The sequence below is a fragment of the Burkholderia contaminans genome (assembly GCF_029633825.1).
Classification (GTDB): domain Bacteria; phylum Pseudomonadota; class Gammaproteobacteria; order Burkholderiales; family Burkholderiaceae; genus Burkholderia; species Burkholderia contaminans.
Map to the genome: position 1 here is coordinate 2,362,599 of NZ_CP090641.1, position 26,299 is coordinate 2,388,897.

At 68.6% G+C, this 26,299-nt stretch carries 22 protein-coding genes and 2 pseudogenes; 14 read left to right on the forward strand and 10 right to left on the reverse strand.

The features are described 5' to 3' along the window. Nucleotides 1-460 precede the first annotated feature (460 nt). The 3 genes and pseudogenes from LXE91_RS28305 to LXE91_RS28315 all read left to right on the forward strand — a co-directional run bounded on the left by LXE91_RS28305 (nucleotide 461) and on the right by LXE91_RS28315 (nucleotide 5,643). Complete coding sequence (locus LXE91_RS28305; RefSeq protein ID WP_039354492.1) at nucleotides 461-1,054, forward strand: DUF2760 domain-containing protein; 594 nt, start codon at nucleotides 461-463, stop codon at nucleotides 1,052-1,054. Then, nucleotides 1,051-2,892 (forward strand): Hsp70 family protein, encoded by a 1,842-nt coding sequence (locus tag LXE91_RS28310; RefSeq protein WP_039354494.1) that lies wholly within the window; start codon nucleotides 1,051-1,053, stop codon nucleotides 2,890-2,892. Before LXE91_RS28305 ends, LXE91_RS28310 begins: the two co-directional genes overlap by 4 nt. 5 nt (nucleotides 2,893-2,897) lie before the next feature. After that, nucleotides 2,898-5,643 (forward strand): annotated as a pseudogene (locus tag LXE91_RS28315) (Hsp70 family protein). Nucleotides 5,644-5,732: 89 nt separating this feature from the next. On the opposite strand, the gene ctlX reads toward LXE91_RS28315, so the two are convergent. Further along, nucleotides 5,733-6,737 (reverse strand): citrulline utilization hydrolase CtlX, encoded by a 1,005-nt coding sequence (gene ctlX, locus LXE91_RS28320; RefSeq protein WP_039354498.1) that lies wholly within the window; start codon nucleotides 6,735-6,737, stop codon nucleotides 5,733-5,735. Nucleotides 6,738-6,797: 60 nt separating this feature from the next. Then, nucleotides 6,798-7,877, reverse strand: a complete 1,080-nt coding sequence (locus tag LXE91_RS28325) for an ornithine cyclodeaminase (protein WP_039354501.1) — start codon at nucleotides 7,875-7,877, stop codon at nucleotides 6,798-6,800. Nucleotides 7,878-8,223: 346 nt separating this feature from the next. Between LXE91_RS28325 and LXE91_RS28330 the strand changes: the two genes are divergently transcribed. Both LXE91_RS28330 and LXE91_RS28335 read left to right on the forward strand, forming a co-directional pair. Next, a complete protein-coding gene (locus LXE91_RS28330; RefSeq protein ID WP_039354504.1) occupies nucleotides 8,224-8,655 on the forward strand; it encodes an Lrp/AsnC family transcriptional regulator in 432 nt (143 codons plus the stop codon). A 403-nt stretch (nucleotides 8,656-9,058) separates the two neighbouring features. After that, on the forward strand, nucleotides 9,059-9,760 hold the full coding sequence (locus LXE91_RS28335; protein WP_039354507.1) for a methyltransferase family protein: 702 nt from the start codon (nucleotides 9,059-9,061) through the stop codon (nucleotides 9,758-9,760). A 107-nt stretch (nucleotides 9,761-9,867) separates the two neighbouring features. Here the strand turns inward: LXE91_RS28335 and LXE91_RS28340 are convergent, their stop codons facing one another. Genes LXE91_RS28340 through LXE91_RS28355 form a run of 4 tightly spaced genes read right to left on the reverse strand, consistent with a single transcriptional unit; the run spans nucleotide 9,868 to nucleotide 13,483 of the window. Next, nucleotides 9,868-10,461, reverse strand: coding sequence for a peroxidase-related enzyme (locus LXE91_RS28340; protein WP_039354510.1), 594 nt, complete (start codon nucleotides 10,459-10,461; stop codon nucleotides 9,868-9,870). Continuing rightward, the gene (locus LXE91_RS28345) at nucleotides 10,458-10,988 is read right to left on the reverse strand and encodes a CMD domain-containing protein (RefSeq protein WP_039354513.1); all 531 of its coding nucleotides are present in this window, start codon (nucleotides 10,986-10,988) and stop codon (nucleotides 10,458-10,460) included. The genes LXE91_RS28340 and LXE91_RS28345 overlap by 4 nt, the downstream gene beginning before the upstream one ends. A gap of 45 nt (nucleotides 10,989-11,033) precedes the next feature. Continuing rightward, a complete protein-coding gene (locus tag LXE91_RS28350) occupies nucleotides 11,034-12,470 on the reverse strand; it encodes a flavin-containing monooxygenase (protein ID WP_039354515.1) in 1,437 nt (478 codons plus the stop codon). Then, a complete protein-coding gene (locus LXE91_RS28355) occupies nucleotides 12,467-13,483 on the reverse strand; it encodes a LysR family transcriptional regulator (RefSeq protein WP_039354708.1) in 1,017 nt (338 codons plus the stop codon). Before LXE91_RS28355 ends, LXE91_RS28350 begins: the two co-directional genes overlap by 4 nt. A gap of 354 nt (nucleotides 13,484-13,837) precedes the next feature. Here LXE91_RS28355 and LXE91_RS28360 point away from each other — a divergent pair, with 354 nt between their 5' ends. From LXE91_RS28360 to LXE91_RS28375, 4 genes and pseudogenes are all read left to right on the forward strand, one after another. After that, nucleotides 13,838-15,031: an ABC transporter substrate-binding protein gene (locus LXE91_RS28360; RefSeq protein WP_039354517.1), complete on the forward strand. Its 1,194-nt coding sequence runs from the start codon at nucleotides 13,838-13,840 to the stop codon at nucleotides 15,029-15,031. Between the two features lie 40 nt (nucleotides 15,032-15,071). Beyond that, nucleotides 15,072-16,883 (forward strand): ABC transporter permease, encoded by a 1,812-nt coding sequence (locus tag LXE91_RS28365; protein WP_039354520.1) that lies wholly within the window; start codon nucleotides 15,072-15,074, stop codon nucleotides 16,881-16,883. An 11-nt stretch (nucleotides 16,884-16,894) separates the two neighbouring features. Next, entirely contained in the window at nucleotides 16,895-17,752 is an 858-nt protein-coding gene (locus LXE91_RS28370; RefSeq protein ID WP_039354523.1) for an ABC transporter ATP-binding protein, read from the forward strand. Next, nucleotides 17,749-18,512, forward strand: a pseudogene (locus LXE91_RS28375) (ABC transporter ATP-binding protein). Before LXE91_RS28370 ends, LXE91_RS28375 begins: the two are co-directional and overlap by 4 nt. A gap of 12 nt (nucleotides 18,513-18,524) precedes the next feature. On the opposite strand, the gene LXE91_RS28380 reads toward LXE91_RS28375, so the two are convergent. Continuing rightward, nucleotides 18,525-19,235, reverse strand: a complete 711-nt coding sequence (locus tag LXE91_RS28380) for a DinB family protein (protein ID WP_223274285.1) — start codon at nucleotides 19,233-19,235, stop codon at nucleotides 18,525-18,527. Nucleotides 19,236-19,257: 22 nt separating this feature from the next. Between LXE91_RS28380 and LXE91_RS28385 the strand changes: the two genes are divergently transcribed. After that, nucleotides 19,258-19,791, forward strand: a complete 534-nt coding sequence (locus tag LXE91_RS28385; protein ID WP_321199978.1) for a TetR/AcrR family transcriptional regulator — start codon at nucleotides 19,258-19,260, stop codon at nucleotides 19,789-19,791. A 78-nt stretch (nucleotides 19,792-19,869) separates the two neighbouring features. Continuing rightward, nucleotides 19,870-20,316, forward strand: coding sequence for a hypothetical protein (locus LXE91_RS28390; protein WP_039354535.1), 447 nt, complete (start codon nucleotides 19,870-19,872; stop codon nucleotides 20,314-20,316). A 53-nt stretch (nucleotides 20,317-20,369) separates the two neighbouring features. On the opposite strand, the gene LXE91_RS28395 is transcribed toward LXE91_RS28390, so the two are convergent. Continuing rightward, the gene (locus tag LXE91_RS28395; protein ID WP_039354538.1) at nucleotides 20,370-21,779 is read right to left on the reverse strand and encodes a sensor histidine kinase; all 1,410 of its coding nucleotides are present in this window, start codon (nucleotides 21,777-21,779) and stop codon (nucleotides 20,370-20,372) included. Then, complete coding sequence (locus LXE91_RS28400; protein ID WP_034188331.1) at nucleotides 21,766-22,431, reverse strand: response regulator transcription factor; 666 nt, start codon at nucleotides 22,429-22,431, stop codon at nucleotides 21,766-21,768. Before LXE91_RS28400 ends, LXE91_RS28395 begins: the two co-directional genes overlap by 14 nt. A 238-nt stretch (nucleotides 22,432-22,669) precedes the next feature. Between LXE91_RS28400 and LXE91_RS28405 the strand changes: the two genes are divergently transcribed. Further along, nucleotides 22,670-23,686: an ABC transporter substrate-binding protein gene (locus LXE91_RS28405; RefSeq protein ID WP_039354543.1), complete on the forward strand. Its 1,017-nt coding sequence runs from the start codon at nucleotides 22,670-22,672 to the stop codon at nucleotides 23,684-23,686. A gap of 110 nt (nucleotides 23,687-23,796) precedes the next feature. Then, nucleotides 23,797-25,107, forward strand: a complete 1,311-nt coding sequence (locus tag LXE91_RS28410; RefSeq protein WP_039354546.1) for an MFS transporter — start codon at nucleotides 23,797-23,799, stop codon at nucleotides 25,105-25,107. 12 nt (nucleotides 25,108-25,119) lie between these two features. Here the strand turns inward: LXE91_RS28410 and LXE91_RS28415 are convergent, their stop codons facing one another. Beyond that, complete coding sequence (locus LXE91_RS28415) at nucleotides 25,120-25,935, reverse strand: hypothetical protein (RefSeq protein ID WP_135370726.1); 816 nt, start codon at nucleotides 25,933-25,935, stop codon at nucleotides 25,120-25,122. Between LXE91_RS28415 and LXE91_RS28420 the strand changes: the two genes are divergently transcribed. Beyond that, entirely contained in the window at nucleotides 25,934-26,218 is a 285-nt protein-coding gene (locus LXE91_RS28420; protein WP_076841389.1) for a hypothetical protein, read from the forward strand. The two genes, LXE91_RS28415 and LXE91_RS28420, sit on opposite strands and share 2 nt — an antisense overlap. The last annotated feature ends 81 nt before the right edge of the window (nucleotides 26,219-26,299 follow it).

Genomic DNA, 26,299 nt, shown 5'->3' on the forward strand with positions numbered 1-26,299 from the left:
TTTCTATCTCATATTGAAAAAGAAATCGCGCTGATCGGTGGACACGATTTCTTCTTGCCCATGCTGAAACATTTCGTGCGCGAGCATCCGGAGATTTGAACGGGATGCGTTGCCGATCACGTCGACAAAAGCGCGCTGTTTGACGAGCCCGCAGCCGCGCTCGGCATGCTGTCGCGCGAGTTCGAAGCGAAGGCGGCGCGGCTGCGCAAGCCGCGCTGACGCAGCGCAGCACGGCCGCAGTACGCGCGCGCCGACGCGGCCGAAACCGTCGCGCCGCGATGGTCTGTCCCCCACTTCTGCCCGGTTCGCCCGCCACAGGGCAAAATACGGGTTTTCCGCACCCGCGAGGGCGCGACCGAATCACGCGCCGGGCGGCGGCAGTGCGCAGTCCGCACGCCGCCGCCCGGCGCCCAGGCAAGAAACGCTCGCCATGTCGCGAGCCCACAGGAGTCCAGACCCCATGCCCGAATCCAACCTGTCCTTCTTCGGCCGGCTGTCGCTGGCCGTCGGCACGTTCTTCTCCGTGCTCGGCAACCGCGAGTTCGCGGCCGGCGTGCTGCGCGTGCGCGATGGCGCCCCGGCAGCGGTCGCGCCGGTGCCTGCCGCAGCCCCGGCTCCGGCCCCGGCACCCGCCGCCGCGCCCGTGAAGGCGCCGGCGCCCGAGCTGCGCGAAGCGAGCCCGCAGGCCGCCCTGCAACTGCTCGGCCTGCTGCAGCGCGATGCGCGCTTCATCGACTTCGTCGAGGAAGACATCGCCGGCTACGCGGACGCCGACATCGGCGCGGCCGCGCGCCTCGTGCACGACGGCTGCCGTGCCGCGCTGCGCGAACACTTCACGATCATGCCGGTGCGCGACGAAGCCGAAGGCAGCCGCGTGACGCTGCCGGCCGGCTTCGACGCGACGGCCGTGCGCGTGACGGGCAACGTGGTCGGCGCCGCGCCGTTCACGGGCACCGTCAGCCATCGCGGCTGGCGGGTCACCGACGTGCGCCTGCCGAAGCTGACGGGCAGCCACGACGCCTCGGTCGTCGCACCGGCGGAGGTGGAACTGTGAGCGATCCGCGCTATTCGATCGGTATCGATCTCGGGACGACCCATTGCGCGCTGTCGTACGTCGACAGCGCCGCGAGCGACGGCGAAACCATCACGCAGCAGGTGCTGCCGATCGCGCAGCTCACCGCGCCCGGCGCGCTGGAGTCGCGCGACCTGCTGCCGTCGTTCCTTTACCTGCCGCATGAAAGCGAACTCACGCAGGGCGACCTGACGCTGCCGTGGACGGCCTCGCGCGGCTTCGCGGTCGGCGAAATGGCCCGCACGCGCGGCGCCGGCACGCCGATCCGCCTCGTGTCGAGCGCGAAGAGCTGGCTGTGCCACCCGGGCGTCGATCGCCGCGCGGCGATCCTGCCGAGCGATGCGCCGCCGGAAGTGTCGCGCGTGTCGCCGCTGGAAAGCTCGATCCGCTACCTGACGCACCTGCGCGAAGCGTGGGACCACACGCATCCCGACGCGCCGTTCGCCGACCAGGACGTGACGGTCACGATCCCTGCATCGTTCGACCCGGCCGCGCGCGAACTGACGGCCGAGGCCGCCCGCGCCGCCGGCTACTCGCGCATGACGCTGCTCGAAGAGCCGCAGGCGGCGCTGTACAGCTGGATCCAGAAGAGCCAGGGCGGCTGGCGCAAGCAGGTGCAGGTCGGCGACCTGATCCTGTGCGTCGACGTCGGCGGCGGCACGACCGACCTGTCGCTGATCGCGGTGGTCGAGCGTGAAGGCAATCTCGAACTGCATCGCGTGGCGGTCGGCGAGCACATCCTGCTCGGCGGCGACAACATGGACCTCGCGCTTGCGCATATCGTCGCGCGCAAGCTCGCGCAGCAGGGCACGCAGGCCGATCCGTGGCAACTGCGCGCGCTCACGTACGCATGCCGTTCCGCGAAGGAAACGCTGCTGTCCGACCCGACGACCGACGCGGTGCCGCTCGTCGTGCCGAGCCGCGGCTCGAAGCTGATCGGCGGCTCGATCCGCACCGAGCTGACGCGCGCCGAACTCACGCAGACAATCCTCGAAGGCTTCTTCCCGCAAGTCGATGCAGCCGCGCGCCCGGTGAGCCGCGCGCGCGTCGGCCTGACGCAGCTCGGCCTGCCGTATGCGCAGGACGCGGGCATCACGCGCCATCTCGCGGCGTTCCTCGGCCGCCAGGTCGCGGCGCTCGACTCGCTCGAAGGCGTGCAGCGCACGCTGCCGCAGGGCGCGACGTTCCTGCATCCGACCGCCGTGCTGTTCAACGGCGGCGTGTTCAAGTCGGCGCTGCTCACGCAGCGCGTGCTCGATACGCTCAACAGCTGGCTCGCCGCCGAAGGCGCGCCGCCCGCGCGCCTGCTCGAAGGCGCGGATCTCGATCTGGCGGTCGCGCGCGGCGCGGCTTATTACGGCTACGTGAAGCGCGGCCGAGGCGTGCGCATTCGCGGCGGCACGGCGCGTGCGTACTACGTCGCGATCGAATCGGCGATGCCCGCGGTGCCGGGGCTGGAGCCGCCGGTGCAGGCGCTGTGCGTCGCGCCGTTCGGGATGGAGGAAGGCTCGGACGCGGCGCTGCCGCCGCAGGAGTTCGGCCTTGTCGTCGGCGAACCGGTGCAGTTCCGCTTCTTCGGTTCGTCGGTGCGCCGCCAGGACCAGGTCGGCACGCTGCTCGACTACTGGTCGCCGGAAGAGTTGCAGGAACTGGAAGAGATCCAGGCGACGCTGCCCGCCGAAGGGCGCACGGTCGGTGAAGTCGTGCCCGTGAAGCTGCATGCGCGCGTGACCGAAGCCGGCACGCTCGAACTCGAGGCGATCCCGAGCGGCACGAACGAGCGCTGGAAGGTCGAGTTCGACGTGCGCGGCGCCGCCTGAGCGCGATGAAGCGCTATACGGTCGGGATCGACCTCGGCACCAGCAATACGGTCGTCGCCTACGTCGAGGCCGGTTCCGACGCGATCCGCGTGTTCGACGTCGAGCAACTGGTCGGCCCCGGCGCGGTGGCCGCGCAGCCGCTGCTGCCGTCGGTGCGCTATCACCCGGCGGCGGGCGAGCTGCCGCCGGATACGCTGCGGCTGCCGTGGGCGGCCCACGCGAAAGCGAGCGCGGCTCTGTGCGGCGCCGGCCGTGATCGGCCGCTACGCGCGCACGCTCGGCGCGCAGGTGCCGGGCCGGCTCGTGACGAGCGCGAAGAGCTGGCTGTCGCACGCGTCGGTCGACCGGCTCGCGGCGATCCTGCCGTGGGGCGCGGCCGACGGCGTCGACAAGGTGTCGCCGGTCGATGCGAGCGCGAGCTATCTCGCGCATGTGCGCGACGCGTGGGACGCGCGTTTTCCCGATGCACCGCTTGCGAAACAGGACGTGATCCTGACGGTGCCCGCGTCGTTCGACGACGGCGCGCGCGCATTGACGGTCGAGGCCGCGAAGCGCGCGAAGCTGCCGGCGCTGCGGCTGCTCGAAGAGCCGCAGGCCGCGTTCTACGACTGGCTGTACGGCCAGCGCGACACGCTGCGCGAGTCGTTCGCCGCCGCTCGCCGCGTGCTGATCTGCGACGTCGGCGGCGGTACGACCGACCTCACGCTCGTCGATGTCGCGCCGGGCGACGACGGCGAGCCGACGTTCACGCGCGTCGGCGTCGGCAATCACCTGATGCTCGGCGGCGACAACATGGACCTCGCGCTCGCGCGCCTGGTCGAGTCGCGGCTGACCGAGCCCGGCACGCGGCTGTCCGCCGCGAGCCTGTCGCAGCTCGTCGAGCGTTGCCGGGCCGCGAAGGAGCGGCTGCTCGGCGACGATGCGCCTGACTCCGTCAACGTCACGCTGCTCGGCGCGGGCAGCAAGCTCGTCGGCGGCGCGCGCTCTGCCGAGCTGACGCGGCAGGAAGTCGAGCAGATCGTCGTCGACGGGTTCTTTCCGCAGGTCGAAGCCGGCGAACTGCCGCGCCGTGCGCGCGCCGCGATCGTCGAATTCGGGCTGCCCTATGCGAGCGACGCGGCCGTCACGCGGCACGTTGCCGCGTTCCTGAACCGGCATGCGGAAGGTCCGCTGCCCGACACGCTGCTGCTCAACGGTGGCGTGTTCCGTGCGGGCGCGCTCGCCGGCCGTCTCGCGCAGACGCTCGGCGCGTGGCGCGGCGCGCCGCTCGACGTGCTGCACAACGCGCATCCGGACGTGGCGGTTGCGCGCGGCGCGGTGGCCTACGGGCTCGCGCGCGCCGGGCATGCGCCGCGTATCGGCGGCGGTTCCGCGCGCAGCTATTTCCTCGTGCTAGACGATGGCGCCGAAGGCGCGGCCGCGCGCGGCGTGTGCCTGCTGCCGCGCGGCGCGGAGGAGGGCCACGAGATCCGGCTCGACGATCGCACGTTCGCGCTGCAGCTCGGGCAGCCGGTGCGTTTCCACCTCGTGTCGACGGTGGCTGACACCGCTTACCGGCCCGGCGATCTCGTCGATCTCGACAGCGGCGATTTCGTGCGGCTGCCGCCGATCGCGACGGTCGTCGACGCGAAGGCAGGCGGTGACGCGCGCGAAACGCCGGTGAAGCTCACCGCGTCGCTGACCGAGGTCGGCACGCTCGAAATGCACTGCATCGCGACCGACGATGCGTCGCGCCGCTGGCGGCTCGAATTCCAGCTCCGCGGCGATGCGCCCGCGCAGGGCGACGACGCTGCGCCCGCGCGGCATCCGCGGCTCGACCAGGCGCTCGAACTGATCGAGCGCTCGTTCGGCAGCAAGGCCGCCGGCGTCACGCCGAAAGACACGCGCCGGTTGCGCGCGCAGCTCGAACAGGTGCTCGGCGCTCGGGAAGAGTGGGACGTCGCGCTCGCGCGTGAATTGTTCGATGCGTTGCTCGCGCGTGCACGCCGCCGCCGGCGCTCGGCCGATCACGAGCGTGCGTGGCTGAATCTCGCCGGCTATTGTCTGCGCCCGGGGTTCGGGCATCCGCTCGATGCATGGCGCATCGAGCAGCTGTGGCCGCTGTTCGACGACGGCATCCAGTATGTGACCGACGCTCAGGTGTGGTCCGAGTGGTGGACGTTGTGGCGGCGCGTGGCCGGCGGCCTCGACGACGATGCGCAGACGCAGGTGCGTGACGCGATCGCATTCCTCGAACCGACCGACGACAAGCGGCGCAAGCTGCCGTTCGATCCGGGCAAGGTCGGGCCGGCGGATATGACGCGGCTGTCCGCGTCGCTCGAGCGACTGCCCGTCGAACGCAAGGTCGAGCTGGCGGAGCGGCTGATTGCGCAATTGCAGAAGCCGGGCGAGCGGGCACTGTGTGCGTGGGCGCTTGGGCGCATCGGCGCGCGTCGGCCGTTCTACGGCAGCGCGCACAGCGTCGTGCCAGCGGAAATCGCCAACGGCTGGCTCGACGCGCTGTTCGCGCTCGACTGGAAACAGGTCGAACCGGCGGCGTTCGCGGCTGCCCAGATTGCCCGGATGACCGGAGACCGTTCGCGCGATCTGCCGGACGATACACGCGAGGCCGTGATCAAGCGCCTGTCGGCTGCGAATGCATCGGCCGCGTGGATCGACATGGTGCGCGAGGCGATTGCGTTCGACGAAGCCGACACGGTGCGCGTGTTCGGCGAAACGCTGCCGGCGGGGTTGAAGCTGCTCGCCGGGTGACGGAAGTCACGCAACGGATGCTTCTGCCTCGTTCGCAGGACGAAGCATCCGGTTGTGTCGGTCAATGCGCGGCGTGACCGCCGTTTCCTTCAGGCAGGCGAAACCGCTTCGCGCTGCCGCTCCATCGATTCGATTTCCGATACATCGCGCGCGGCCGCCCGCCGCGCGAGATGAATCCCCGCGAGCATGCAGCGCACCGAGCCGCCGGCCAGTTCGATCGTCGGCACGTCGAGCGGCAGCAGCCGTGCCGATCGCTCGATCGTCGCGCGCTGCACCGGCGTGAGACAGTCGTACGCGCGCCGCGACAGCGCGAGCACACGCCCTGCCTTGCCTGACAATTCCAGCGTGTTGCCCGCAAAATTCGCAATCTGCGATGCATCGAGCGCGATCACGGTGCGACCCGTTTCGGCGAGCCGTTGCGCGATTTCTTCACGACGGCGGCTGTCGGCAATGAGTTCGAGGCCGACCATCGCGAACTCGGTCGCGACGCTCATCATCACGTTCGTGTGATAGATCGGCCGCCCGTCGGTGTCGGCCGTATCGAAGCAGATCGGCTCGAAATTGAAGTTCGTGCAGAAGCGTTCGAGCGCGACCGGATCGGCACGGCGCGAACGCGCGGTGTACGCGATCCGCGCGACGTGGTCGAGCACCATCGCGCCGGTGCCTTCGAGGAACACGTCGTCGTATTCGAGGCCCGAGTAGTCGATCACGTCCTGCACGCGATATTCGGCCTTCAGCATCTCGACGATGTCGGCGCGCCGCTCGCGACGCCGGTTCGCGCTGAACATCGGATACAGCGCGACGTGGCCGCCCGGGTGCGTCGAGAACCAGTTGTTCGGGAACACGGAGTCGGGCGTGTCACGCTCGCCGTGGTCGTCGAACACGTGCACGCGCACGCCTGCATCGGCGAGCGCCTGCGCGGCGGCCGTGACTTCGTCGCGCGCGGCCGCGGACACGGATGCCGCGCCGTGCGCGCCTTCAGCGGCGGACGTGCGCTGGAACGCGTTGTCGGCCGCGGTCTGCGGGTTCGGCAGGAAGCGGTGCGGCCGGATCATCACGACGGAGGCCGGCGCCTGGATCGATACGAGATTCATGGAAGGCAGGAGCGAAAGGCAACGGGGCCGGGCGGCACACGGGCCGCCCGGGGATGACGGTCAGCGTGCGAGCGCGGCGACGGCTTCGGTCGCGTACGCCGCGTGACCCAGCGCGATCGCGGCCGGGTCGTCGATCAGCGCGAACAGGTTCTTCGGGTCGACGGCCGGCGGAATCAGCGCGATCTCGACGCCCGCGTTGTGCTGCTGCGCGAGCGCATACAGGTAGCGCAGCGCCGAGTAATCCTCGAGCGCGAAGCCGACCGAGTCGAACACCGTGACTTCGTCCGCGCGTTCGCGGCCGGTCGTCTCGCCCTGCAGCACGCGCCACAGCTCGGTGACGGGGAAGTCGGCCGGCATCTGCTGGATCTCGCCCTCGATGCGCGATTGCGGCTCGAATTCGACGAACACGCGGCCCGCCTGCAGCACGCCCGCCTCGAGTTCGGTCTTGCCCGGGCAATCGCCGCCCACGGCGTTCAGGTGCATGCCGGGTTCGATCATGTCGGCCGTGACGATCGTCGCGTACGCCTTGTCGGCGGTGACGGTCGTCACGATGTCGGCGCCGCGCACGGCGTCGGCGGTCGACGCGGCGCGCACCACGCGCAACGTGGGGTACGCGGCGAGGTTCTGCACGAGCTTGTCGGTCGCGCGCGGATCGACGTCGAACACGCGGATTTCGTCGATGCCGAGCAGCGTGTGGAACGCGATCGCCTGGAATTCGCTCTGCGCGCCGTTGCCGATCAGCGCCATCGTGCGCGAATCGGGGCGGGCGAGGGCTTGCGCGGCGAGCACCGACGTGGCGGCCGTGCGCAGCGCGGTGGTCAGCGTGAGTTCGGCGAGCAGCAGCGGGTAGCCGGTATCGACTTCGGCGAGCGCGCCGAACGCCATCACCGTGTGCATCCCGCGCGCGGCGTTGACGGGGTGGCCGTTCACGTACTTGAACGCGAACAGCGACGCGTTCGCGACGGGCATCAGTTCGATCACGCCGTCGCGCGAGTGGCACGCGACGCGCGGCGACTTGTCGAAATCGGCCCACTGCAGGTAATCGGCGCGCAGCGTGTCGACGAGCTCGCTGAGGAAGGTCGTGACGCCGGTTTTGGCGATCAGTCGGGCGGTGGCGGGAACGTCGAGGAAGCGGGTCATGCGTCTGTCTCCTGTCGACCCGAGTTAGCGCTTTAGCGCTTACTCGGGTCCCATGCTTTGCAAATTCTCAGTGCCGGTACGGGTGTCCCTGGCGTTCTGGTCGACCGGGCGGTGCCTGGGCGCGCGTCCTGGCTTCCTGGAAAGCGGCCGCTCGGCCTGTCGCGCCGGTCGATAGAGTCATTATTTCCGCGAGTCGAGCCAACAAAAAGGCGGCAAAAGTGGCAGATTTATCGATAGACTTGGCAAATTGCTGGACAGATTTGGCAATTTGACCAGGTTGCATGCATCGGAATGCAAAGGTTCCGGCACGCTGCGGCCGGTTCACGTTCAACAGGAAGGCTCGTTCATGATCACGCTCGACGACGTCGACCGGCAGCTCATCGCGCTGCTGCGCGACAACGCGCGACTGCCCGTCGTCGCGCTGGCGAAGGAATTGCGCGTCGCGCGCGCGACCGTGCAGAACCGGCTGACGCGGCTGGAGAAGCACGGCGTGATCGTCGGCTATACGGTGCGGCTCAAGCCGGCGGCCGAACGGCACCGGATCCGCGCGCTGATGTCGATCGCCGTGCAGGGCAATCGCGGCGCGGAAGTGGTGAAAGTGCTGCGCGGGCATCCGAACGTCGCGTCGATCCACAGCACCAACGGGCGCTGGGATCTCGTCGCCGAGCTGCATGCCGATTCGCTCGAGCACTTCGATCGCGTGCTCGGCGCGATTCGTCTGATCGACGGGATCGCGAATACCGAGACGAGTATTTTGCTGTCGACGCACAAGGCGTGACGCGGGCGCGGGGCGACCTGACTGCGTGGCTGCCAAAGCGCCCGGCCGCGGATGGATTGGCCACGCAGCGGTTGCGAATCAAGGCGGTCGGCACGAAATGCGCCGCGTCGCGCCGTTGTCCGATATCCATTTCGATCGCGCCATGGCGAATTGAAGGCGGGCCGGCTTCACCTGGCGTACCAGCAATCGTTTGCCGCGCGACGCACTACAGGAGCCGTGAACCGCCGGGCAGGCAGCGCGCTGTCCGGCTTCGGCATACGGGTCTGACCAATCGCTCGGGAATTACGCTAATTAATGTCAGAAAGTCAAAACTTCGCCACTCTGTAGTCGATCGGGCGTGCTAGTCTGAAACGGCAATACGATGTAATGCAAAAAGTTCTTTATAAAACTACAGATCAATAACATGGCACAGGCGATACAGGATGCAAGTGGTCGGGGAACGCGCACGCCAGGTACGCCGGCGGTGCACGCTACGGCTACAGGCGAGGAATCGGAGCCGATCAGTCTGATCGAGCTCGGCGCTCGAGTGTGTTCGGTGACGGTGCTGGGCCTGTTTGCCTATTCGATCTATCTGCAGTGGCGAATGAATCCGGGCCGGATCACGCTGATCCTGCTGCTGGTTTCAGCCGTACTGACCGTCGGATTCTCGGCTTTTGCAAAATTGCCGAGGCGACGCGACTGGCATCCCGTCGCGGTGTGCTTTTCTATCGGCGGCACGTTCTATTACCTCGCCTACCAACTGACCGCCAGTACCCACCTGATTCCGGAGTGGGCCGGGGGCGGCATTCAAATCGTCGGGATTGCGTGGCACTTGTTCGCAAAGCTGTCGCTGGGCCGCTCGTTCGGTCTGCTGCCGGCCAACCGCGGGGTCGTGTCGTCCGGTGCGTACCGCTTCATGCGCCACCCGATCTATGCCGGTTACCTGCTGTCTGAAATCGGTTTCCTGCTCACCAACTTCAGTACCCGAAACCTGGTCATGATCGGCACCTGGATGCTGTTGCAGATCGGGAGAATCGTGCTGGAGGAACGTGTGCTGTCGGACGACGAAGATTATCGTGCGTACAAGTCGCAGGTTCGATATCGACTGATTCCGGGCGTGTTCTGACGGGCATGCCGAAAGCTCCCCACTCCCGACCCTAGGTGACGCGCCCGAGCGTGAGACCCGGCGCAGCCTTGCACGCCGGTTCACGTCAGGCCAACTGCCCGGAATGGTCAGGCGCCGGCCGCCGGCTCCGGAAACACCGGTTCGCCCAGCGTCAGCATCAACCGGTTCGCCCACGCGAAGATCGCGACCGCGTGCGACAGGTCGAGAATCTCCTCATGCGTCAGCCCTTCGGCTTCCAGTGCGGCGATATCGCTTGCATCGACCGCATCGGGCCGCTCCGTCAGCGCAATCGCATAGCGAATGATCGCCCGTTCGCGCGCCGTCGTGCCGGCCGTCGCCGGATCGTCGAACACCTGCTCGATCGCGTCGGTGCGCTTCGCGAGCTGGGTAAAGCGCTGCGCATGCACGGACGCGCAGTACACGCAGCCGTTCACGCGCGACACGGCCGTGCTCGCCAGTTCGCGCTCCGCGCGCGACAGTCCGCCGGAGCCGTACATGATTGCGTTGAATACGCCCGAGCGCTGCCGCAGGATCTCGGGAAGATGGACGAGCAGCAGGTAATAGTCGGACGTCTTTGCTTGCGGGTGGCTCGCTTCGAGCACGGCCAGCTGATCGGGCGTCGCGGCATCGAGCGACACGGTGTCGAGCCATGCACGCCAGCCGAGCGTGTCGGACGTGAAGCCGTGCGTGGTCGTCGTCATGCGGCCTCCGTTGCAGCACGTGCCTGAAGCGCCTGCGCGGCCACCGCGACGCGCAACTGATACGTAACGAACGCCACGAGCTGCGACAGCGCAACGATCGCGGGCGTCGTGAGTCCGGCCGACTTCAGCGCGTCGAGATCGGACGGGCGTGCATCGACCGGGGAGCGCGTCAGCAGGCGTGCATGCGTCAGGATCGCGCCGATGCGGCGGGGCAACGTGTCGAATGCATCGGCGTCCGCGCGGGCGATATCGTCGAGCGTGCCGCCAGCGTCGACCAGTCGTGCGCGATAGGTGTCTGCCAGCACGCGAGCGTTCGATTTTTCTGCAACATACCGCGCCGCGTGCAGTCGTTCGATCAACGAAAGGTCGGGCAACGCGGGATCGAACAGCGCCGCTTCGCTCAGCCGCGTATGGAGCAGCACCTTGTCGCGTGCGCGACGCAGCGCGGCGACGGCGTCGCCTTCGCGCAGGCCGGCCACCGCGTCGATCGTGTCCGGCGCAGCGGCCGGCGTGATGGATTCAGTCATCGTTTCGGGTTCCCTTCGTCGTCAATGTGATCGATGGACGCGCGCTCATGCGTCGGCGTCGTGCCATTCGTCGCCCTGCAGTTCGGCGTTCGCGTACGCGACGAGTGCGTCGTAGTGGCGATCGCGGTCCGCGTCGAACAGCCGGCTCGCAATCCCGCGCGCGAGCCGCTTGGCGCCCGCGCTGATGGCCGGGATATCGCCGGACAGCTTGCCGTGGCTCAGGCTCGCGGCATGGTTGAAGCAGTGGATCCGCGTGATGGCCGCGCACGCGCCGGGCTCGCGTTCCTGGAACGCGAACGCGGGGCCGAGATCGGGCGACTCGGCGAGCTCGTCGATCCACGCGCCCGGCTCCGGTCGGTAGCGATCCTTCCAGCGCCGCACCTGCGCGCCGAACGACGCGAATTCCGCGCGCGTCGTCCAGTCCGAATGAAAGCCGGTCGCGAAGATCAGGAAGTCGACGGTGTAGCGCCCGCGCGGCGTCGTCACATCGAGTCCGTCCGCGTGCCCGGCGAGCGTCTCGATCGGGCTGTTCGCGTGGAAATGCGCATGCGCGTGGCGCGACACACGCAGCACGCTGTCGCGCGGCGGCGGCGTTTGCGACGTCAGCGCGTAATGCATGAAGCGCCATTTCGTCGCGTCGTCGAGATCGGCGTACCCGTGCACGAGGCCCGGGCTGCCGATGCCCGTCAGCTTGTTGATGCGCGGAATGTCCGCGCGGCGGAAGAACAGGTCGACGCGTGCGGCGCCCGCTTCGAGCGCGGTGCCCGCGTTGTCGAACGCGGATGCGCCCGCGCCGACCACGCCGACACGCTTGCCCGCGAGTGCCGCGAAATCGATCGGCTCGGACGAATGGGCCCAGCGGGTGCGCGGCGCGCGTTGCGCGACGGGCGGTACGTACGGGCCGCCGAGCCCGTCGCGGCCGGTGGCGAGCACCACGTGCCGTGCGAGCAGGGTCTGCGCTTCGCCGTTGCCGCGCACGTCGAGTGCGAGCAGGCCGTCGTCGCGCGGGCGCAGCGCGACGAGCGTGGTGTCGTTGCGCACCTGCAGGTCGAGCACGCGCCGGTACCAGCGCAGGTAGTCCATCCATTGGGTGCGCGGAATCTTGTAGAGCGCGTCCCAGGCATCGCGGCCGTATTGTGCTTCGAACCACGCGCGGAACGTCAGCGCAGGCAATCCGAGCGCGGGCCCCGCGAGCTGCTTCGGCGAGCGCAGCGTGTCCATTCGCGCGAACGTGACCCACGGCCCTTCGTAGCCGGCCGGCGCGCGGTCGATCACGCACTGGTTGTCGATGCCGAGCAGGCGCAGTTCGGCGGCCGCCGCAAGCCCGGCCATGCCGCCGCCGACGATCGCGACGTCGAGCACGCGTGTGCCGTCGGCCTCGCGCGGCGGCACCCACGATGGAGCCGGCAGGTCGAGCCAGCGCAGGTCTTGCGCGAGCCGGGCTTCGAGTGCCTGCAATTTATCGGGCGTCGTCGTTGTCATGCGGCCTCCGGGCGTGTACGGCGTGCACGCGTCGTGCCGGCTGCGCCGCGCGGTGCGCGCCCGGCGCGCAGCCGGTCGCCGCGCAGCAGCGCGTCGTGTGCGGCGGCGTCGTGAAAGATCACGTCGTCGAGCAGCGCGTGCGTCGTACGGTGCAGCGCGTCGAGCAGCGCATCGATGGCGGACGTGCGTGCCTTGCCGGCCGGCGTCGCGACGCCGAACGCGAACGGAATGTCGACATCGAGCGGGCGGGAGACGACACCCTCCACCGGCAGCGCCGCGCCCGTCGCCGGATCGACGATGCCGATCCCGATACCCGCACGCGCGGCCATCACCGCATTCAGCGACGCATTGGTTTCGATGAACACGCGTGCATCGACCCGCGCGGCCGCGAATGCCGCATCGATCCGCTGGCGCAGCCGGTGGCGGTTCGCGACCGTCACGATGCGGCGGCGTGCGAGATCGCGCAGCGCGATGCGCGGCTGCGCCGCGAGCGGGTCGCCGGCAGGCAGCACGGCGACGCACGGCGTCTGCGCGATCCAGTGCACGTCGAGCCCCGCGTGCGCCATCGGCAACGTGACGACGCCGATATCGGCCGTGCCGGCCAGCACCTCGTGCACGACATGCTCGGCCGATTCGCTGCGTATCTGGTAGTGGGGCGCCTGCATGCCGTCGGGCAGCGCGGCGAGCGCGGCCGGCACGAGCGTGGCCGCGAGCGAAGGGGTGGCCGCGATGCGCACGGGCTCGGCGGTTTCATCGCCGAGCGCCCGGGCGCGCGCCTCGATCGCGCGCAGGCCGACCAGCGAGCGTTCGACTTCCTCGTAGAGCAGAAACGCGCGCCGCGTCGGCGTGACGCGCGGGCCGTGCCGGTCGAACAGCGCGTAGCCGAGATCGGCTTCGAGCTCCTGGATCTGCCGCGTGACGGCCGGCTGCGAGCGGCCGAGCAGTTCGCCCGCGCCGGTCACGCTGCCGGCCGACATGACCGCGGAAAAGGCTTCGAGTTGATGCAGCTCCATGACACCTTCCGATGATGCGATTTGCGCATTGTAGAAGTGTGAGCATGCGTGATTCATATAATGATTTTTGCTATCGACAGCGCGAAAGCTGCGAAGGGCCCGACCGTTGCGATGGCCGGTGGTGCGTGCGTGAGCGCAGGTTGCGATCGGCGCCGTGAGCGAAACGTCAATCGAATCAACGTGCTGCGGTGCCTGCCGATGCATCGCGCGCGGCAGGGTGTGCGGATGGCCGCTCGCGAGCATCGCCGCTTCGCGCCGCGCACGATATCGATATGCGCAAAACTTCGTTGGATCGTCCTGAACCGGGTGGTTACATGCCCTCACTCTTTTCGACTGACTGAAGCTGGGGGACGCATGAACGTTTCGGGGAACGACGCACGCGGGGCATGGCGACGCGTGCTGGGCACGGTGGCGGCGCTCGCTGCCGCATGGGGCTTGTCGACGGGCAGCGCGCTCGCGGCGGGCGTGTCGGGCGAGCCGGTGGTGATCGGCGTGAGCGGTCCGCTCACGGGCCAGGACGCGCAGTACGGCGAACAATGGAAGCGCGGCTTCGATCTCGCGCTCGACGAGATCAACGGCAGCGGCGGCATTCACGGCCGGCCGCTCGCGGTCGACTTCCAGGACAGCCGCAGCGATCCGCGCCAGGCGGTGGCGATCGCGCAGAAGTTCGTCGCCGATCCGCGCATCGCGATCGAGCTGGGCGACTTCTCCAGCGCGACGTCGATGGCCGCATCGCCGATCTACCAGCGCGGGCAACTGATCCAGTTCGGCTTCACGAACTCGCATCCGGATTTCACGAAGGGCGGCGACTATCTGTGGAGCACCGCGCTGAGTCAGGCCGAGGAGCAGCCGCTGCTCGCGCGCTACGCGGTGAAGGAACTCGGCTTCAAGCGGATCGCGGTGCTGTACCTGAACACCGACTGGGGCCGCACCAGCAAGGACATCTTCGCGAAGGCGGTGACGGGGCTCGGCGCCCAGGTCGTCGCGGCCGAAGGCTATCAGCCGGCGGAGAAGGATTTCCGCTCGACGCTCGTGCGCATCGGCGAATCGAAGCCCGATTCGATCGTGCTGATCTCGTATTACGCGGACGGTGCGCAGATCGTGCGTCAGGCGCGTACATCGGGGCTCACGCTGCCGATCGCGGCGGTCGGTTCGGTGTACTCGCCGAAGTTCCTCGAACTGGGCGGCACGGCCGTCGAAGGCGTCTATACGGAATCGAACTTCTTCCCGGCCGAACCGCGCCCCGAGGTGCAAGCGTTCGTGCAGCGCTATCGCGCGAAATTCCACGCCGATCCCGATTCGTTCGTCGCGCGTGCATACGACGCGCTGATCCTGTCGGCGGAAGTGCTGCGCCGCTACGGCACGACGCGCCAGGCCGCGCACGACGGCTTCGCAAAGATCAGCGACGTGCCGAGCGTGATCTTCGGCAAGGTGCGCTTCGATCCGCAGACGCGTCGCGTTGCCGGCGCGCGCACCGTGTACCTGGTCGTGAAGCAGGGGCAGTGGGCGCTGTGGGACGGCGCGAAACCGCAGCTCGCCGCGCGTTGAGCCTGGCGCTGAACAGCATGCATGTAACGGACGCATCGTGATGGCTTCCTGGCTCGACTACACGCTCAACGGCCTCATCGTCGGCAACATCTACGCGCTGCTCGCGGTCGGGCTCGCGCTGATCTTCGGCGTGTCGCACCTGATCAACTTCGCGCACGGCTCGGTCTACATGGTCGGCGCGTTCATCGGCTGGCTGTGCCTGACGCGCTTCGGGCTGCCGCTGCCGGCGGCGCTTGCGGCGGTCGTCGTCGGCTGCGGCGCGCTCGGCATCGCGATCGAGCGGATCGGGCTGCGGCCGCTGCGCCATGCGGCACGCATCGCGCCGCTGCTCGCGACGATCGGCATCAGCTTCATCCTCGACCAGCTCGCACAGCTCGCGTTCGGGGCCGACCCGCGCGCGGTGCCGACGCCGCTGCCCGACTGGCACGTACGGATCGCCGGCGCGACGCTCGGCTCGCTCGACCTGTTGATCGCGGGCATCGGCATCGCGGCGGCCGCGCTGCTGTACGGCTTCCTGCGCTTCACGCGGCTCGGCTGGGCCGTGCGCGCGACCGCGCAGGATCGCGACGCGGCGCTGCAGATGGGGGTCGACGTCGACCGCGTGAACCAGACCGTGTTCGCGATCGCGTGCGCGCTCGGCGGCGTGAGCGGGCTGCTGGTCGGCATGTACTACAACAGCATCGATCCGGCGATGGGCTTCCAGGCCACGCTGAAGGGCGTGGTCGCGCTGCTGATCGGCGGGCTCGGCAACGTGCCGGGCGCGATCGCGGGCAGCCTGCTGCTCGGTCTCGTCGAAAGCTACGGCGTCGCGCTGTTCGGCACCAGCTACCGTGACCTGTTCGCGTTCGGGCTGCTGATCGTGTTCCTCGTGTGGCGGCCGAACGGGCTCTTCAGCGCGAACCGCGCGCTGCCGCCCGAGCCGATGACGGGCACTTTCCTCGCGGCCGCGAAGGCCGTGCGCGTGCCGCGTCCGGTGCTCGTCGTGCTGATCGTGGCGGCGGCCGTGCTGCCGTGGCTCGGCGCATCGCCGTACGTGCTGCAGACGCTGACCAACGCGTGGCTGTACGGGCTGCTCGCGCTGAGCCTCACGCTGGTGGCGGGCACGGTCGGGCAGATCTCGCTCGGCCACGCGGCGCTGCTCGTGATCGGCGCATATGCGTCGGCGCTGCTGTCGTCGGATCTCGGCTGGTCGCCGGCCGTGACGATCCCGTGCGCGGGCGTGATCACCGCCGTGCTCGGCACGCTGCTCGTCTATCCGGCGTTCCGGCTGCGCGGGCATTACGTATCGATCGCGACGCTCGGTATCGGCGAAGTGGTGAGCCTCGTGATCCTGAACTGGGACGGCCTCACGCGCGGCCCGCTCGGCATCACGGGCATCGCGCCGCTGCCTTGGGCGACGACCGCGCGCGCCGCGTACTGGTTCACGTTCGCGGTGCTCGTCGTGTTCGCGCTCGTGCAGGTGCGGCTGCTGCGCTCGCATCTCGGCCGCACGCTGCGCGCGGTGCGCGAGGACGACGTCGCCGCGCGTGCGCACGGCATCGCACCGAACCGCTACAAGGCGATCGCGTTCGCGGTCGGCGGCGTCGCGGCCGGCGTGAGCGGCGGGATCGCCGCGCATCTGTACAGCTACATCAATCACCAGACCTTCGATTCGCAGGTGTCGATCCTCGCATTGACGATGGTGATCCTCGGCGGCTTGGGCAACGTGCTCGGCGGCATCGTCGGCGCGATCGCGCTGATCGGGCTGCCCGAGCTGTTCCGCTGGGCGGCCGACTACCGGATGCTGATCTACGGCCTCGTGCTGTTGCTGCTCGTCCGGTTCCGGCCGCAGGGCCTGCTCGGCACGGTGTGAGGAGGAACGCGATGACCACCAACCGACCCTTGCTCGACGTGCAGGGCCTGACGCGCCGCTTCGACGGCGTGACCGCGCTCGACGGCGCGAGCCTGTCCCTTGCCGATGGCGAACTGCTGAGCGTGATCGGGCCGAACGGCGCGGGCAAATCGACGCTGTTCAACCTGATCGCGGGCGCCGACCGGCCCGATGCCGGCCGCGTGACGTTCGACGGCCGCGACATCACGGGCACCGCGCCCGAGCGCCTCGCGACGCTCGGCATCGCGCGCACGTTCCAGCACGGCCGTGTGTTCGGCAACCTGAGCGTGCTCGACAACGTGCTGATCGGCGCACATGCGCGGCTGCGCGCGGCCCGGCCGGGCTGGCCCGCGCTGGGTGCCGCGGCCGAGGTGCTGCGCGCGCTCGTGCGGCCCGCGGCGGTGCGGCGCGAGGAAGCCGCGCTGCGCGACGAGGCGCGCGCGATCGTCGCCGGGTTCGGCGAGCGGCTCACGCCGCGCATCGATCATCCGGCGCACAGCCTGTCGTATGCGAACCGGCGTCGCGTGGAGATCGGCCGCGCGCTCGCGCTGCATCCGCGGCTGCTGCTGCTCGACGAACCGACGGCCGGGATGAACGAGACGGAGACCGCCGAGATGCTGCAACTGATCCAGTCGCTGAAGGCGCGCGGCCTGACGATCCTGCTGATCGAACACAAGCTCGAACTCGTGATGCGCGTGTCCGACCGCGTGATGGTGCTCGACAACGGCGTGAAGATCGCCGAAGGCGCGCCGCGCGACGTGCGGCACGACCCGCGCGTGATCGAGGCGTACCTCGGCCGCCGGCATGCGGGTGGCGCGCCGGCCGACCGCACGGCACAGGCGGCCGCATGACCGCACTCTCTTCCGGACCCGACACGACCATGACCGACGCGCTGCTGAAACTCGAACACCTCGACACGTTCTACGGGCCGGTGCAGGTGCATTTCGACGTGAACTTCGAAGTCGGCCGCGGGCAGATCGTCAGCCTGCTCGGCGGCAACGCGAGCGGCAAGTCGACGACGATGAAGCTGATCCTCGGCTGATGCGGCCGCGCCGCGGCGTCGTGCGCTTCGACGGCGACGACGTGACGGCGCTCGCGACGCCGCAGCGCGTGCGGCGCGGGATCGCCGCCGTGCCCGAGGCGCGGCGGCTGTTCGGCGACATGAGCGTGCGCGAGAACCTGCTGATGGGCGCGTACACGCGTGGCGACCGCGCGGCAGTGGCGGAAGACTACGAGCGCGTGCTCGACCTGTTTCCGCGCGTGCGCGAGCGGCTGACGCAGCGCGCGGGCACGCTGTCGGGCGGCGAGCAGCAGATGCTCGCGATGGCCCGGGCGCTGATGGCGCGGCCGAAGCTGATCTGCATGGACGAGCCGACGATGGGGTTGTCGCCGCTCTATGTCGACAAGGTGCTCGAGCTGATCGACGCGATCAACCGGCAGGGCGTGACCGTGTTCATGGTCGAGCAGAACGCGAGCCTCGCGCTGGAAATCGCGCACTACGGGTACGTGCTGCAGACGGGGCGCGTCGTGCTCGAAGGGCCCGCGAAGGCGCTGCTCGACGACGAGCGCGTACGCGATGCGTATCTCGGCGGGGAGGCGGTGGCGGCGTAGCGGGGGCGTTTCTTATCGTGTCGCGTTCGCTGCTTCGGTCTTGCCCTGAAGCCTGCGCGCGGGTTCCGTCCGGTGCAGGTGGACGGCATAGGTGTCCCACGGCAGCCTGATGTTCTTCCCCGAACGCGCGACTGCCTGGGTCATCAGCCTTCCGGCCTCGCCGCGATGGTAGCCGCCGTGCGTGACCACATGGGTCAGCATCTCTTCGCGTGTCATATAGCCGTTGTCGCCGTCGGTGAACGCAAACGGAATCGATTCGGCCAGCATCGCGGGCGTGGCGGCTTCGACATGGTCGAGATACCAGCGATCGAGCGCGGCGAAGGCCGCACGCAGCGCGTCGGGTTCCGGCGTGTCGGGCGTGTTGTCGGATGCGAAGCCATGACGTTCGCCGGTCAGGTGGGCGGCGAAAATCCTGTTCACGACGAGGCAATGGTTCATCAGCCGCAGCGCGAGATGGCGCTCGTCGGCATGTTCCACTGCATCGAGCCCCGCGATGGCCGTCAGCATTTCGTCATTCGCCCAGGCCTGGTAGCGCAGCATGCGGGACAGGAGTGCGTTCTCGCTCATGGTCGTGTCCTTGTGGGTTTCACCTAAAATGTGAGCCTCGCCACCATTATTTTCGGTCGGAGCCCGCATGTCCACTCGCGTTTCCGAAGCTGCCGCCGCGATGCGCAAAGCCCCGCGCCAGGCGCGTTCGCGCGCGACCGTCGACGTGATCGTCACGGCCGGGGCTCGCGTTCTGGATATGCACGGGTGGGCCGGATTCACGACCAACGAGGTCGCGGAAGTTGCCGGTGTCAGCATCGGTTCCGTGTATCAGTATTTCCCGAACAAGCTCGCGTTGGTCGATGCGATCCGGCGCCGGCATTTCGACGACGTGCTGGCCGTGCTGCAGCGCGCGCACGACCGTCAGGCAAGCCCGAGGCGTCTCGTCGAACGCTTGATCGCCGACCTGATCGCCGTGCATCGCGATTACCCGTCGCTGCACCGGGCACTGCTCGATCTTCCCGATCCGGGTGGCGTGAAGGCCGTATACGACGCGTTCCAGAAGGAATATTTGCACCGCTATGCGCTGATCGTTGCTGCCTGTCGCGGGCGGCCATCGGTCAAGGCCGATGCGATGACGGCGCAGGTGCTGTCATCCGCGCTCGAAGGCATCGTGCACAACGCGGCCCGACGCGGGCTGCTGGACGATCCGAAACTGAAGCGCGAACTCGTCAGGCTGGCGTGCGGCTACCTCGAAGATCCCCGCGACGGCGCGACGAGGGCGCGCGAGTGAGCCGACGCAAAAATCATGACGGACACCGAAATTCAGGTAGATTGACGCTTTTCTGATCTCGTACGCCACGGGCGCACCATGTTGACCTATTCCGTTCAGAAAGTCGGCTACGCATTCGAGCAACTGGATCCGCAGGGCGCGACGGACTACCCGTCGTTCACGCAGGCGTTCGACGCATTCCCGTGGGCAGCGCAGCATGCCGAATGGAACGACACGCGGGACGGCCCGTTGCCGGCCCTCGTGCTGCAGCATGCCGACGATCAGCGGGAGCTGTGGGTGACCGCGCTGAGCGATGCGCATGCGGACGGCTTCCAGCTGAATGCGGTCTCGATGCGGATGAAGAAGGGGCTGTTCGGGATCGGCAAGGGCAAGCTGGAGCAGCACGTCGAGACGATCGACGTCAGGAAGCGCACCGACGTCGACACGTTGTGCCGGCTGTTCTGCGATCGTCAGTACGACGAGCTGGACCGGGCGGTGGCGCAGCACGTGGAGCGCAATCACTTCGAAGACGGCAGCGACGATTGAGCGCCCACTGCGCACGCGCCTGAACCGGCGCGATCCGTCGACTCATGCCTGCGCTATGACGCTCCCATCGCGCGCGGAAACGTCAACACCACCGCAAACCCGGCCGCCTCGGGAAACGCAAACCCGACGCGCCCGCCGTGCGCCTTCATCACTTCCTGCACGATCGCGAGCCCGAGTCCCGACCCCGTGCGCCGCTCGCTGCCGTCCGGCGCGATCCGCACGAACGGCTGCAGCGCGGCATCCCAGTGCTCGCGTGGAATCCCGCGGCCGTTGTCGGTGACGGTCAGCGTCACGGCATCGCCCGCGTTGCCCTGCGTCGCGACCGACACGACGATGTCGTCCGCATGCCCGTGCAGCAGCGCGTTGTGCAGCACGTTCGACAGCGCTTCCTGCAGGCTGATCGCATCGCCGTCGATCCACGCGAGCGGCGCGTCGCTCGCGAACGCAACGGCCACGTCGCGCTCGCCGGCGAGCGGTATCGTGCGGCCCAGGACCTCTTTCGCGAGCGCGACGAGGTCGACCGGTTGCAGCGGCACGGCCTCGGTGCGATGGATCACCATCGCATGATTGAGCAACTGGCCGGTGAGCCGCCCGACGTCCGAAGAGGTCGCACGCAACGCGTCGAGCCGGGCCGCGTGACGCGCCGGGTCTGCCTCGCCGTCGAGCAGCTCGATCTGCGCGTCGAGCCGCGCGAGCGGCGTGCGCATCTGGTGCGCGGCATCGGCGATGAAGCGCTGCATCGCGTTGATCCGCTCGGCGAGGCGGTGCATCAGCCCGTTGATCGACCCGATGATCGCGTCGATCTCGCTCGGCGTGTCGACGGCCACCGGCCGCAGGTCGGCCGGGTCGCGCGCGGCGATGATCGTGCCGATCTGCGCGAGCGGGCGCAGCCCGCGCCGGATCGCGAGGCCGCTCGCGCCGATCGCGAGCACGCTCATCAGCAGGATCAGCGTCCACACCTTGAAACTCATTTCGTTCGTCAGTTGCTGGCGCGCGTTGGTGGTCTGCGCGACCGTCACGAGCGCCCAGCCCGGCGTGCTTTCCTCGGGCATGTAGCGCGCGATCGTCGCGGTGCGCACCCGGTGCCCCTGGTAGACGGCATTCGCGAACGCGGGGCCCTGTTTCGCGGCGGCGAGCGTCGCGGGGCTCGCGAGGTCGTTGTAGCCGGCCACGACGATGCCGCGCGAATCGACCACCTTGTAGTAGACGAGGTCGTAGCGCGACAGCGTCGACAGCGCGGCCACCGGCGGATTCAGCGCGAGCACGCCGCCTTGCACGTAGAGGTTTTCGGCGACCTGGATCGATGCGCCCGCAAGCAACTGGTCGTACGCGCGTTCGGCCGCGACGCCCGCGTAGTAGCGCGCGATCGCCGCGAGCGCGAGCGCGCCGGTCGCGACGACGAGCGCGATGAAGAGCAGCGTGCGTCCGAACAGCGTCCTCGGGAACCAGTCAGTGCGCCGCAATCTGGTACCCCATCCCGCGCGCGGTACGGATTTCGACCGAGCTGCCCTGCAGCTTCTTGCGCACGCGCGTCACGTACTGCTCGACCGCGTTCGTGGTCGGCTCGTTGCCGAAGCTGAACAGCTGGTTCAGCAGTTCGTCCTTCGAGAAGATCCGCTGCGGGCGGCTCGCGAGGATTTCGAGCAGCGCGAATTCCTGGCGCGACAGCGACAGCGGCTGGCCGTCGAGTTCCGCGAGGCGGCTGCTGCGGTCGATCACGAGGCCGCCGAGCGTCAGCACGTCGTTCGCGTGGCCGCTGTTGCGGCGCAGCAGTGCCTGCACGCGCGCATCGAGCTCGCGGTAGTCGAACGGCTTCACCAGGTAGTCGTCGGCGCCGAGGCCGAGGCCGCTCACGCGGTCGTCGATCGCCGAGCGCGCGGTGACGAGCAGCACGGGCGTCGTGCTGCCCGACGCGCGCAGGTGGCGCAGCACCGTGAAGCCGTCCATGCCGGGCAGGTTCGCGTCGAGCACGACGAGGTCGAAGCGCTCGACGCGCAGCAGCCCGTGCGCGGTCGCGCCGTCGGTTTCGAGATCGACGGCATGGCCGAGCCGCGCCAGGCGGTTGCGGATCGCCGCGCCGATTTCGGCATCGTCCTCCACGACGAGAATGCGCATGGTGCCGTTTCGCAGGTGGGTGGGTTAGGGGTTTTCCCGGGGCCGGGATGTCAGCATTTTCTCAGACTCGGTCGATAACCTGTGTCGAGCCGGATGCAGCACGCAAGGACGGCATTAATACCAGAAATATTCAAGGAGACGGCAACATGCAGCATGTCACGGGCACGACGACCGCGCGGCATGGCGCGACGCGGGCCTTCGCACGGCCGTTTGCCGTCCGTCGCACGGCGGCACGTGCATGACGACGTCGCCGCGCCGCCGCGCATTGATCGCTGCCGGCCTCGGCGTGCTCGCCGCGCCCGCGCTCGTGCGCGCGAAGCCGCGCGCGGTGCGGATTTCCAAAGGCTATGGCGTGCTGTATCTGCCGCTGCTCGTGATGGAGAAGCAGCGGCTGTTCGAGCGGCACGCGGCGCGCCACGGCGTGCGCGACGTTGCGGTCGACTGGGTGCTGCTCGACGGCGGCAATTCCGTCAACGACGCGATGATGGCCGGCACGCTCGATTTCGCGGGCGCCGGCGCACCGGGTTTCATCGAGCTGTGGGCGCGGGCGCGCGGCATTCCGAACGTTGAGGTGATCGGCATCAGCGGCTTGTCGACCACGTCGCTGTCGCTGAACGCGAACCGGCCGGGGCTCGTGTCGCTGCGCGACTTCACGCCGGCCGACCGGATCGCGGTGCCGGGCATCCGCACGTCGCTGTCGGCGGTGGTGCTGCAGATGGTCGCGAGCCGGCAACTCGGCCCGAAGCATTTCGCGCAGCTCGATTCGATCACCGTGAACCTGCCGCATCCGCAGGCGATGCAGGCGCTGATCCGCCGCGAGAACGGCGTCACCGCGCACTTCACGTCGCCGCCGTTCTCGACCCTCGAGCTGCGGCAGCCGGGCATCCACCGCGTCGTGAATTCGGTCGACGTGCTCGGCCCGATGACGCTCGACGTCGTGTTCGCGCCGAAGCGGCTCGTCGATACGGAGCCCGCGCTGGCCGTGGCGTTTCTCGGCGCGCTCGACGAAGCGACCCGGCTGATCGCGCAGGACCCGCGCGCGGCGGCTGCACTCTATGCGGCGTCGTCGGGCGTCGGCGTGTCGCACGACGACGTGATGCGGATGCTTGCCGCACCGGACACGCGCTTCTCGGTGCTGCCGAACCAGCTGATGGACTACGTCGAATTCCTGTACCTCGCCGGCACGATCAAGGCGAAGCCGCGTGCGTGGCACGAGATGTTCGCGCCGATGCTCGACGACTACCGGTCGCGCTGACGCCGCCGCGCACTTTCATCGAAACACCACGCGCCCGTGCGTTCGCCGCGCACGGAGCTGATTCAACTGACAAGCAACCCCATGCAACCGTTTCACGCAAGGAGCCTCAAGTGAACGCCACTGAAACCCTGGACCCCGCGTCCGCCGAAGAGCAGCGCATCATGTCGAAGATGGCGCGGCGCCTGATGCCCATCCTCGTCGTGATGTTCCTGATCGCGTTCATCGACCGGCAGAACGTCGGCTTCGCGAAGCTGCAGATGGTGCACAGCCTCGGGATGACGGAAGCCGCGTTCGGGCTCGCGTCGTCGCTGTTCTTCATCGGCTACCTGCTGTTCGAGGTGCCGAGCACGCTCGCGCTGCATCGCTACGGCGCGCGCGTATGGCTCGCGCGGATCATGCTGACGTGGGGGCTCATCACGGTGCTGATGGGCTTCACGACGTCGATGCCCGCGTTCTGCGCGCTGCGCTTCGTGCTCGGCATCGCCGAAGCCGGCTTCTATCCGGGCGTGATCTACTACCTGACGCTGTGGTTTCCGCAGAGCTATCGCGCGAAGGTGCTCGGCATCTTCACGCTCGGCAGCGCGCTCGCGAACATGCTCGGCTCGCTGGTCGGCGGCGTGCTGCTGAGCCTGAACGGCGTGTGGGGGCTCGCGGGCTGGCAGTGGGTGTTCGTGGCGACGGGCATCCCGGCGGTGATCGTAGCGATCGTCGTGTTCCGCGTGCTGCCCGCGTCGGTGCGCGACGCACGTTTCCTCGACGACCGCGAGAAGCAGATCGTCGAGGCCGCGCTCGAACGCGAGAAGCCCGCGCAGGCCGAGCATGGGCAGCCGTGGAAGGCGCTGCTCGATCCGCGCGTGATGCTGTTCGCGGCGACCTACATGCTGATGTCGACGTCGCTGTACGGCGTGACGTACTGGCTGCCGACGCTCGTGAAGTCGTTCGGCGTGTCGAGCAGCACGAACGGATTCCTGAGCATGCTGCCGTGGGCGCTCGCGGTGGTGCTGCTGGTGTGGCTGCCGGCGAAACTGCGCCGCGCGAAGAGCATCCTGCGCACGATCGCGATCGTCGCGGCGCTCGGCGCGCTCGGCTTCCTGCTGAGCCTCGTGCTGCCGTCGACGCCGCTGCGCTTCATCGCACTGGTGCTCGGCGGCGCATGCATTCCGCTGCTGTATCCGTGCTTCTGGTCGATGCCGCCGCGCTACTTCACCGGTGCGCGCGCGGCGGCGAGCGTCGCGGCGATCAACTCGATCGGCAACCTCGGCGGCTTCTTCAGCCAGAACCTGATGCCGTTTGCCGGCAAGGTGACGGGCACCGCGTTCGGGCCGATGATCGTGCCGATCGTGTGTCTCGCGCTGCTCGGGATCGGCGCGCTGGTCGCGTGGACGCGGTCGGAACGGGGGATGGTGGCGGCGCGGGCGTGAGGGGGCGCGGCGTTACCGCTTCATCGACTGGTTCCCGACGACCGTGAAGTTGGCTGAAGCGTGCGTATTCGACAGCAGGTATTCGAGCGCGTGGATGTCGGGGGCGGTCGTCGTGAAATGCCTGTCGCCGTCGAAGATGAAGTTCCATGTGATGATGCTGCGGCTGGTGCCGGGATCGTCGACGTGAATCTCCTTCAGCGATGCGAGGGGATACGCGCGTTCGTGCCAGTCGAACAGGTGCCGGACGTAGAGGTGGTCCGGCGTGACGATCTCGTAGCGCCTGAGGAACGGTATCGCGATGAGGAGGAGCACCGTCGTGAGGATCAGCCACGAGCGGGCTGCGCGCCACAGGACGGCCCGTGCCGACGGGCGGCCGCGCACCATGACGCGGTAGCGCGCGGAGGTGGGTTGCACGATGAGCGCGGTGCCGAACCACCACGCGATCGCGACGAACCCGAGCGGCACGTTCATGAACGGCACCGAAAACGCGCCGACGAAGCTCGTTGGAAAATCCAGGAGCCGCGCGGTCGATACGAACCCGAGACCGATATAGCTGCCGGCCGGATGCGGGATGAACACGGCCGTTGTCAGGGCCTGCAGTGCGAGCAGGACGGGCCAGCATAGGAGTGATACGGCGAGCCAGCCGGCCATGGCGGCGAGAAAGAAGAGTGGATAGCTCAGGATGGATTTCATCGTGGCGACAGTGGGACCATCGGCAGGCGTATTGACGTGAGAGCGAGGCGGGACGGTGACAAATTGTAGCGTTGTGCCGAAGCGGATCATGCGGGCAATGTCGCCTTGTGCTGGCCGGCGGCCGAGCACCACCATGAAACGCATCCGTCATGGTCGGCGGGCTGGCATTTTGTGCATTCTGCCGATGCGATACGATGCGTCGCATATGTTGCGGATGGAGTGTGCGATGAAAACGACGACGATGGATCGGCCGGGTGATGGCATTTCGCGCCGACGCATGCAGCGCGAGTTTGTCGCGCGAGGCGTAGCAGCGCGCGACGAGGCGCGACGGTCCGGTGAATACATCGATGCCGCGCACGTCCTTGCGGAACTCGAGCGCATGCTGGAAGCGGCGCGCGCGACGAAGGCCGTCAATTGAGCCGGCGGATCAGGGGTGGACTTTACCGGGCGGACAGCGATCGTCGCTGTTCGGCACCCACCCGCGCCACCGCCTTCGCCG

Coding starts and splice junctions, on each gene's coding strand:
- LXE91_RS28305 (WP_039354492.1), top strand. CDS start 461: ATGCCCGAATCCAACCTGTCCTTCTTCGGCCGGCTGTCGCTGGCCGTC.
- ctlX (WP_039354498.1), bottom strand. CDS start 6,737: ATGAATCTCGTATCGATCCAGGCGCCGGCCTCCGTCGTGATGATCCGG.
- LXE91_RS28325 (WP_039354501.1), bottom strand. CDS start 7,877: ATGACCCGCTTCCTCGACGTTCCCGCCACCGCCCGACTGATCGCCAAA.
- LXE91_RS28330 (WP_039354504.1), top strand. CDS start 8,224: ATGATCACGCTCGACGACGTCGACCGGCAGCTCATCGCGCTGCTGCGC.
- LXE91_RS28335 (WP_039354507.1), top strand. CDS start 9,059: ATGGCACAGGCGATACAGGATGCAAGTGGTCGGGGAACGCGCACGCCA.
- LXE91_RS28340 (WP_039354510.1), bottom strand. CDS start 10,461: ATGACGACGACCACGCACGGCTTCACGTCCGACACGCTCGGCTGGCGT.
- LXE91_RS28345 (WP_039354513.1), bottom strand. CDS start 10,988: ATGACTGAATCCATCACGCCGGCCGCTGCGCCGGACACGATCGACGCG.
- LXE91_RS28350 (WP_039354515.1), bottom strand. CDS start 12,470: ATGACAACGACGACGCCCGATAAATTGCAGGCACTCGAAGCCCGGCTC.
- LXE91_RS28355 (WP_039354708.1), bottom strand. CDS start 13,483: ATGGAGCTGCATCAACTCGAAGCCTTTTCCGCGGTCATGTCGGCCGGC.
- LXE91_RS28360 (WP_039354517.1), top strand. CDS start 13,838: ATGAACGTTTCGGGGAACGACGCACGCGGGGCATGGCGACGCGTGCTG.
- LXE91_RS28365 (WP_039354520.1), top strand. CDS start 15,072: ATGGCTTCCTGGCTCGACTACACGCTCAACGGCCTCATCGTCGGCAAC.
- LXE91_RS28370 (WP_039354523.1), top strand. CDS start 16,895: ATGACCACCAACCGACCCTTGCTCGACGTGCAGGGCCTGACGCGCCGC.
- LXE91_RS28385 (WP_321199978.1), top strand. CDS start 19,258: ATGCACGGGTGGGCCGGATTCACGACCAACGAGGTCGCGGAAGTTGCC.
- LXE91_RS28390 (WP_039354535.1), top strand. CDS start 19,870: ATGTTGACCTATTCCGTTCAGAAAGTCGGCTACGCATTCGAGCAACTG.
- LXE91_RS28400 (WP_034188331.1), bottom strand. CDS start 22,431: ATGCGCATTCTCGTCGTGGAGGACGATGCCGAAATCGGCGCGGCGATC.
- LXE91_RS28405 (WP_039354543.1), top strand. CDS start 22,670: ATGACGACGTCGCCGCGCCGCCGCGCATTGATCGCTGCCGGCCTCGGC.
- LXE91_RS28420 (WP_076841389.1), top strand. CDS start 25,934: ATGAAACGCATCCGTCATGGTCGGCGGGCTGGCATTTTGTGCATTCTG.
- LXE91_RS28415 (WP_135370726.1), bottom strand. CDS start 25,935: ATGGTGGTGCTCGGCCGCCGGCCAGCACAAGGCGACATTGCCCGCATG.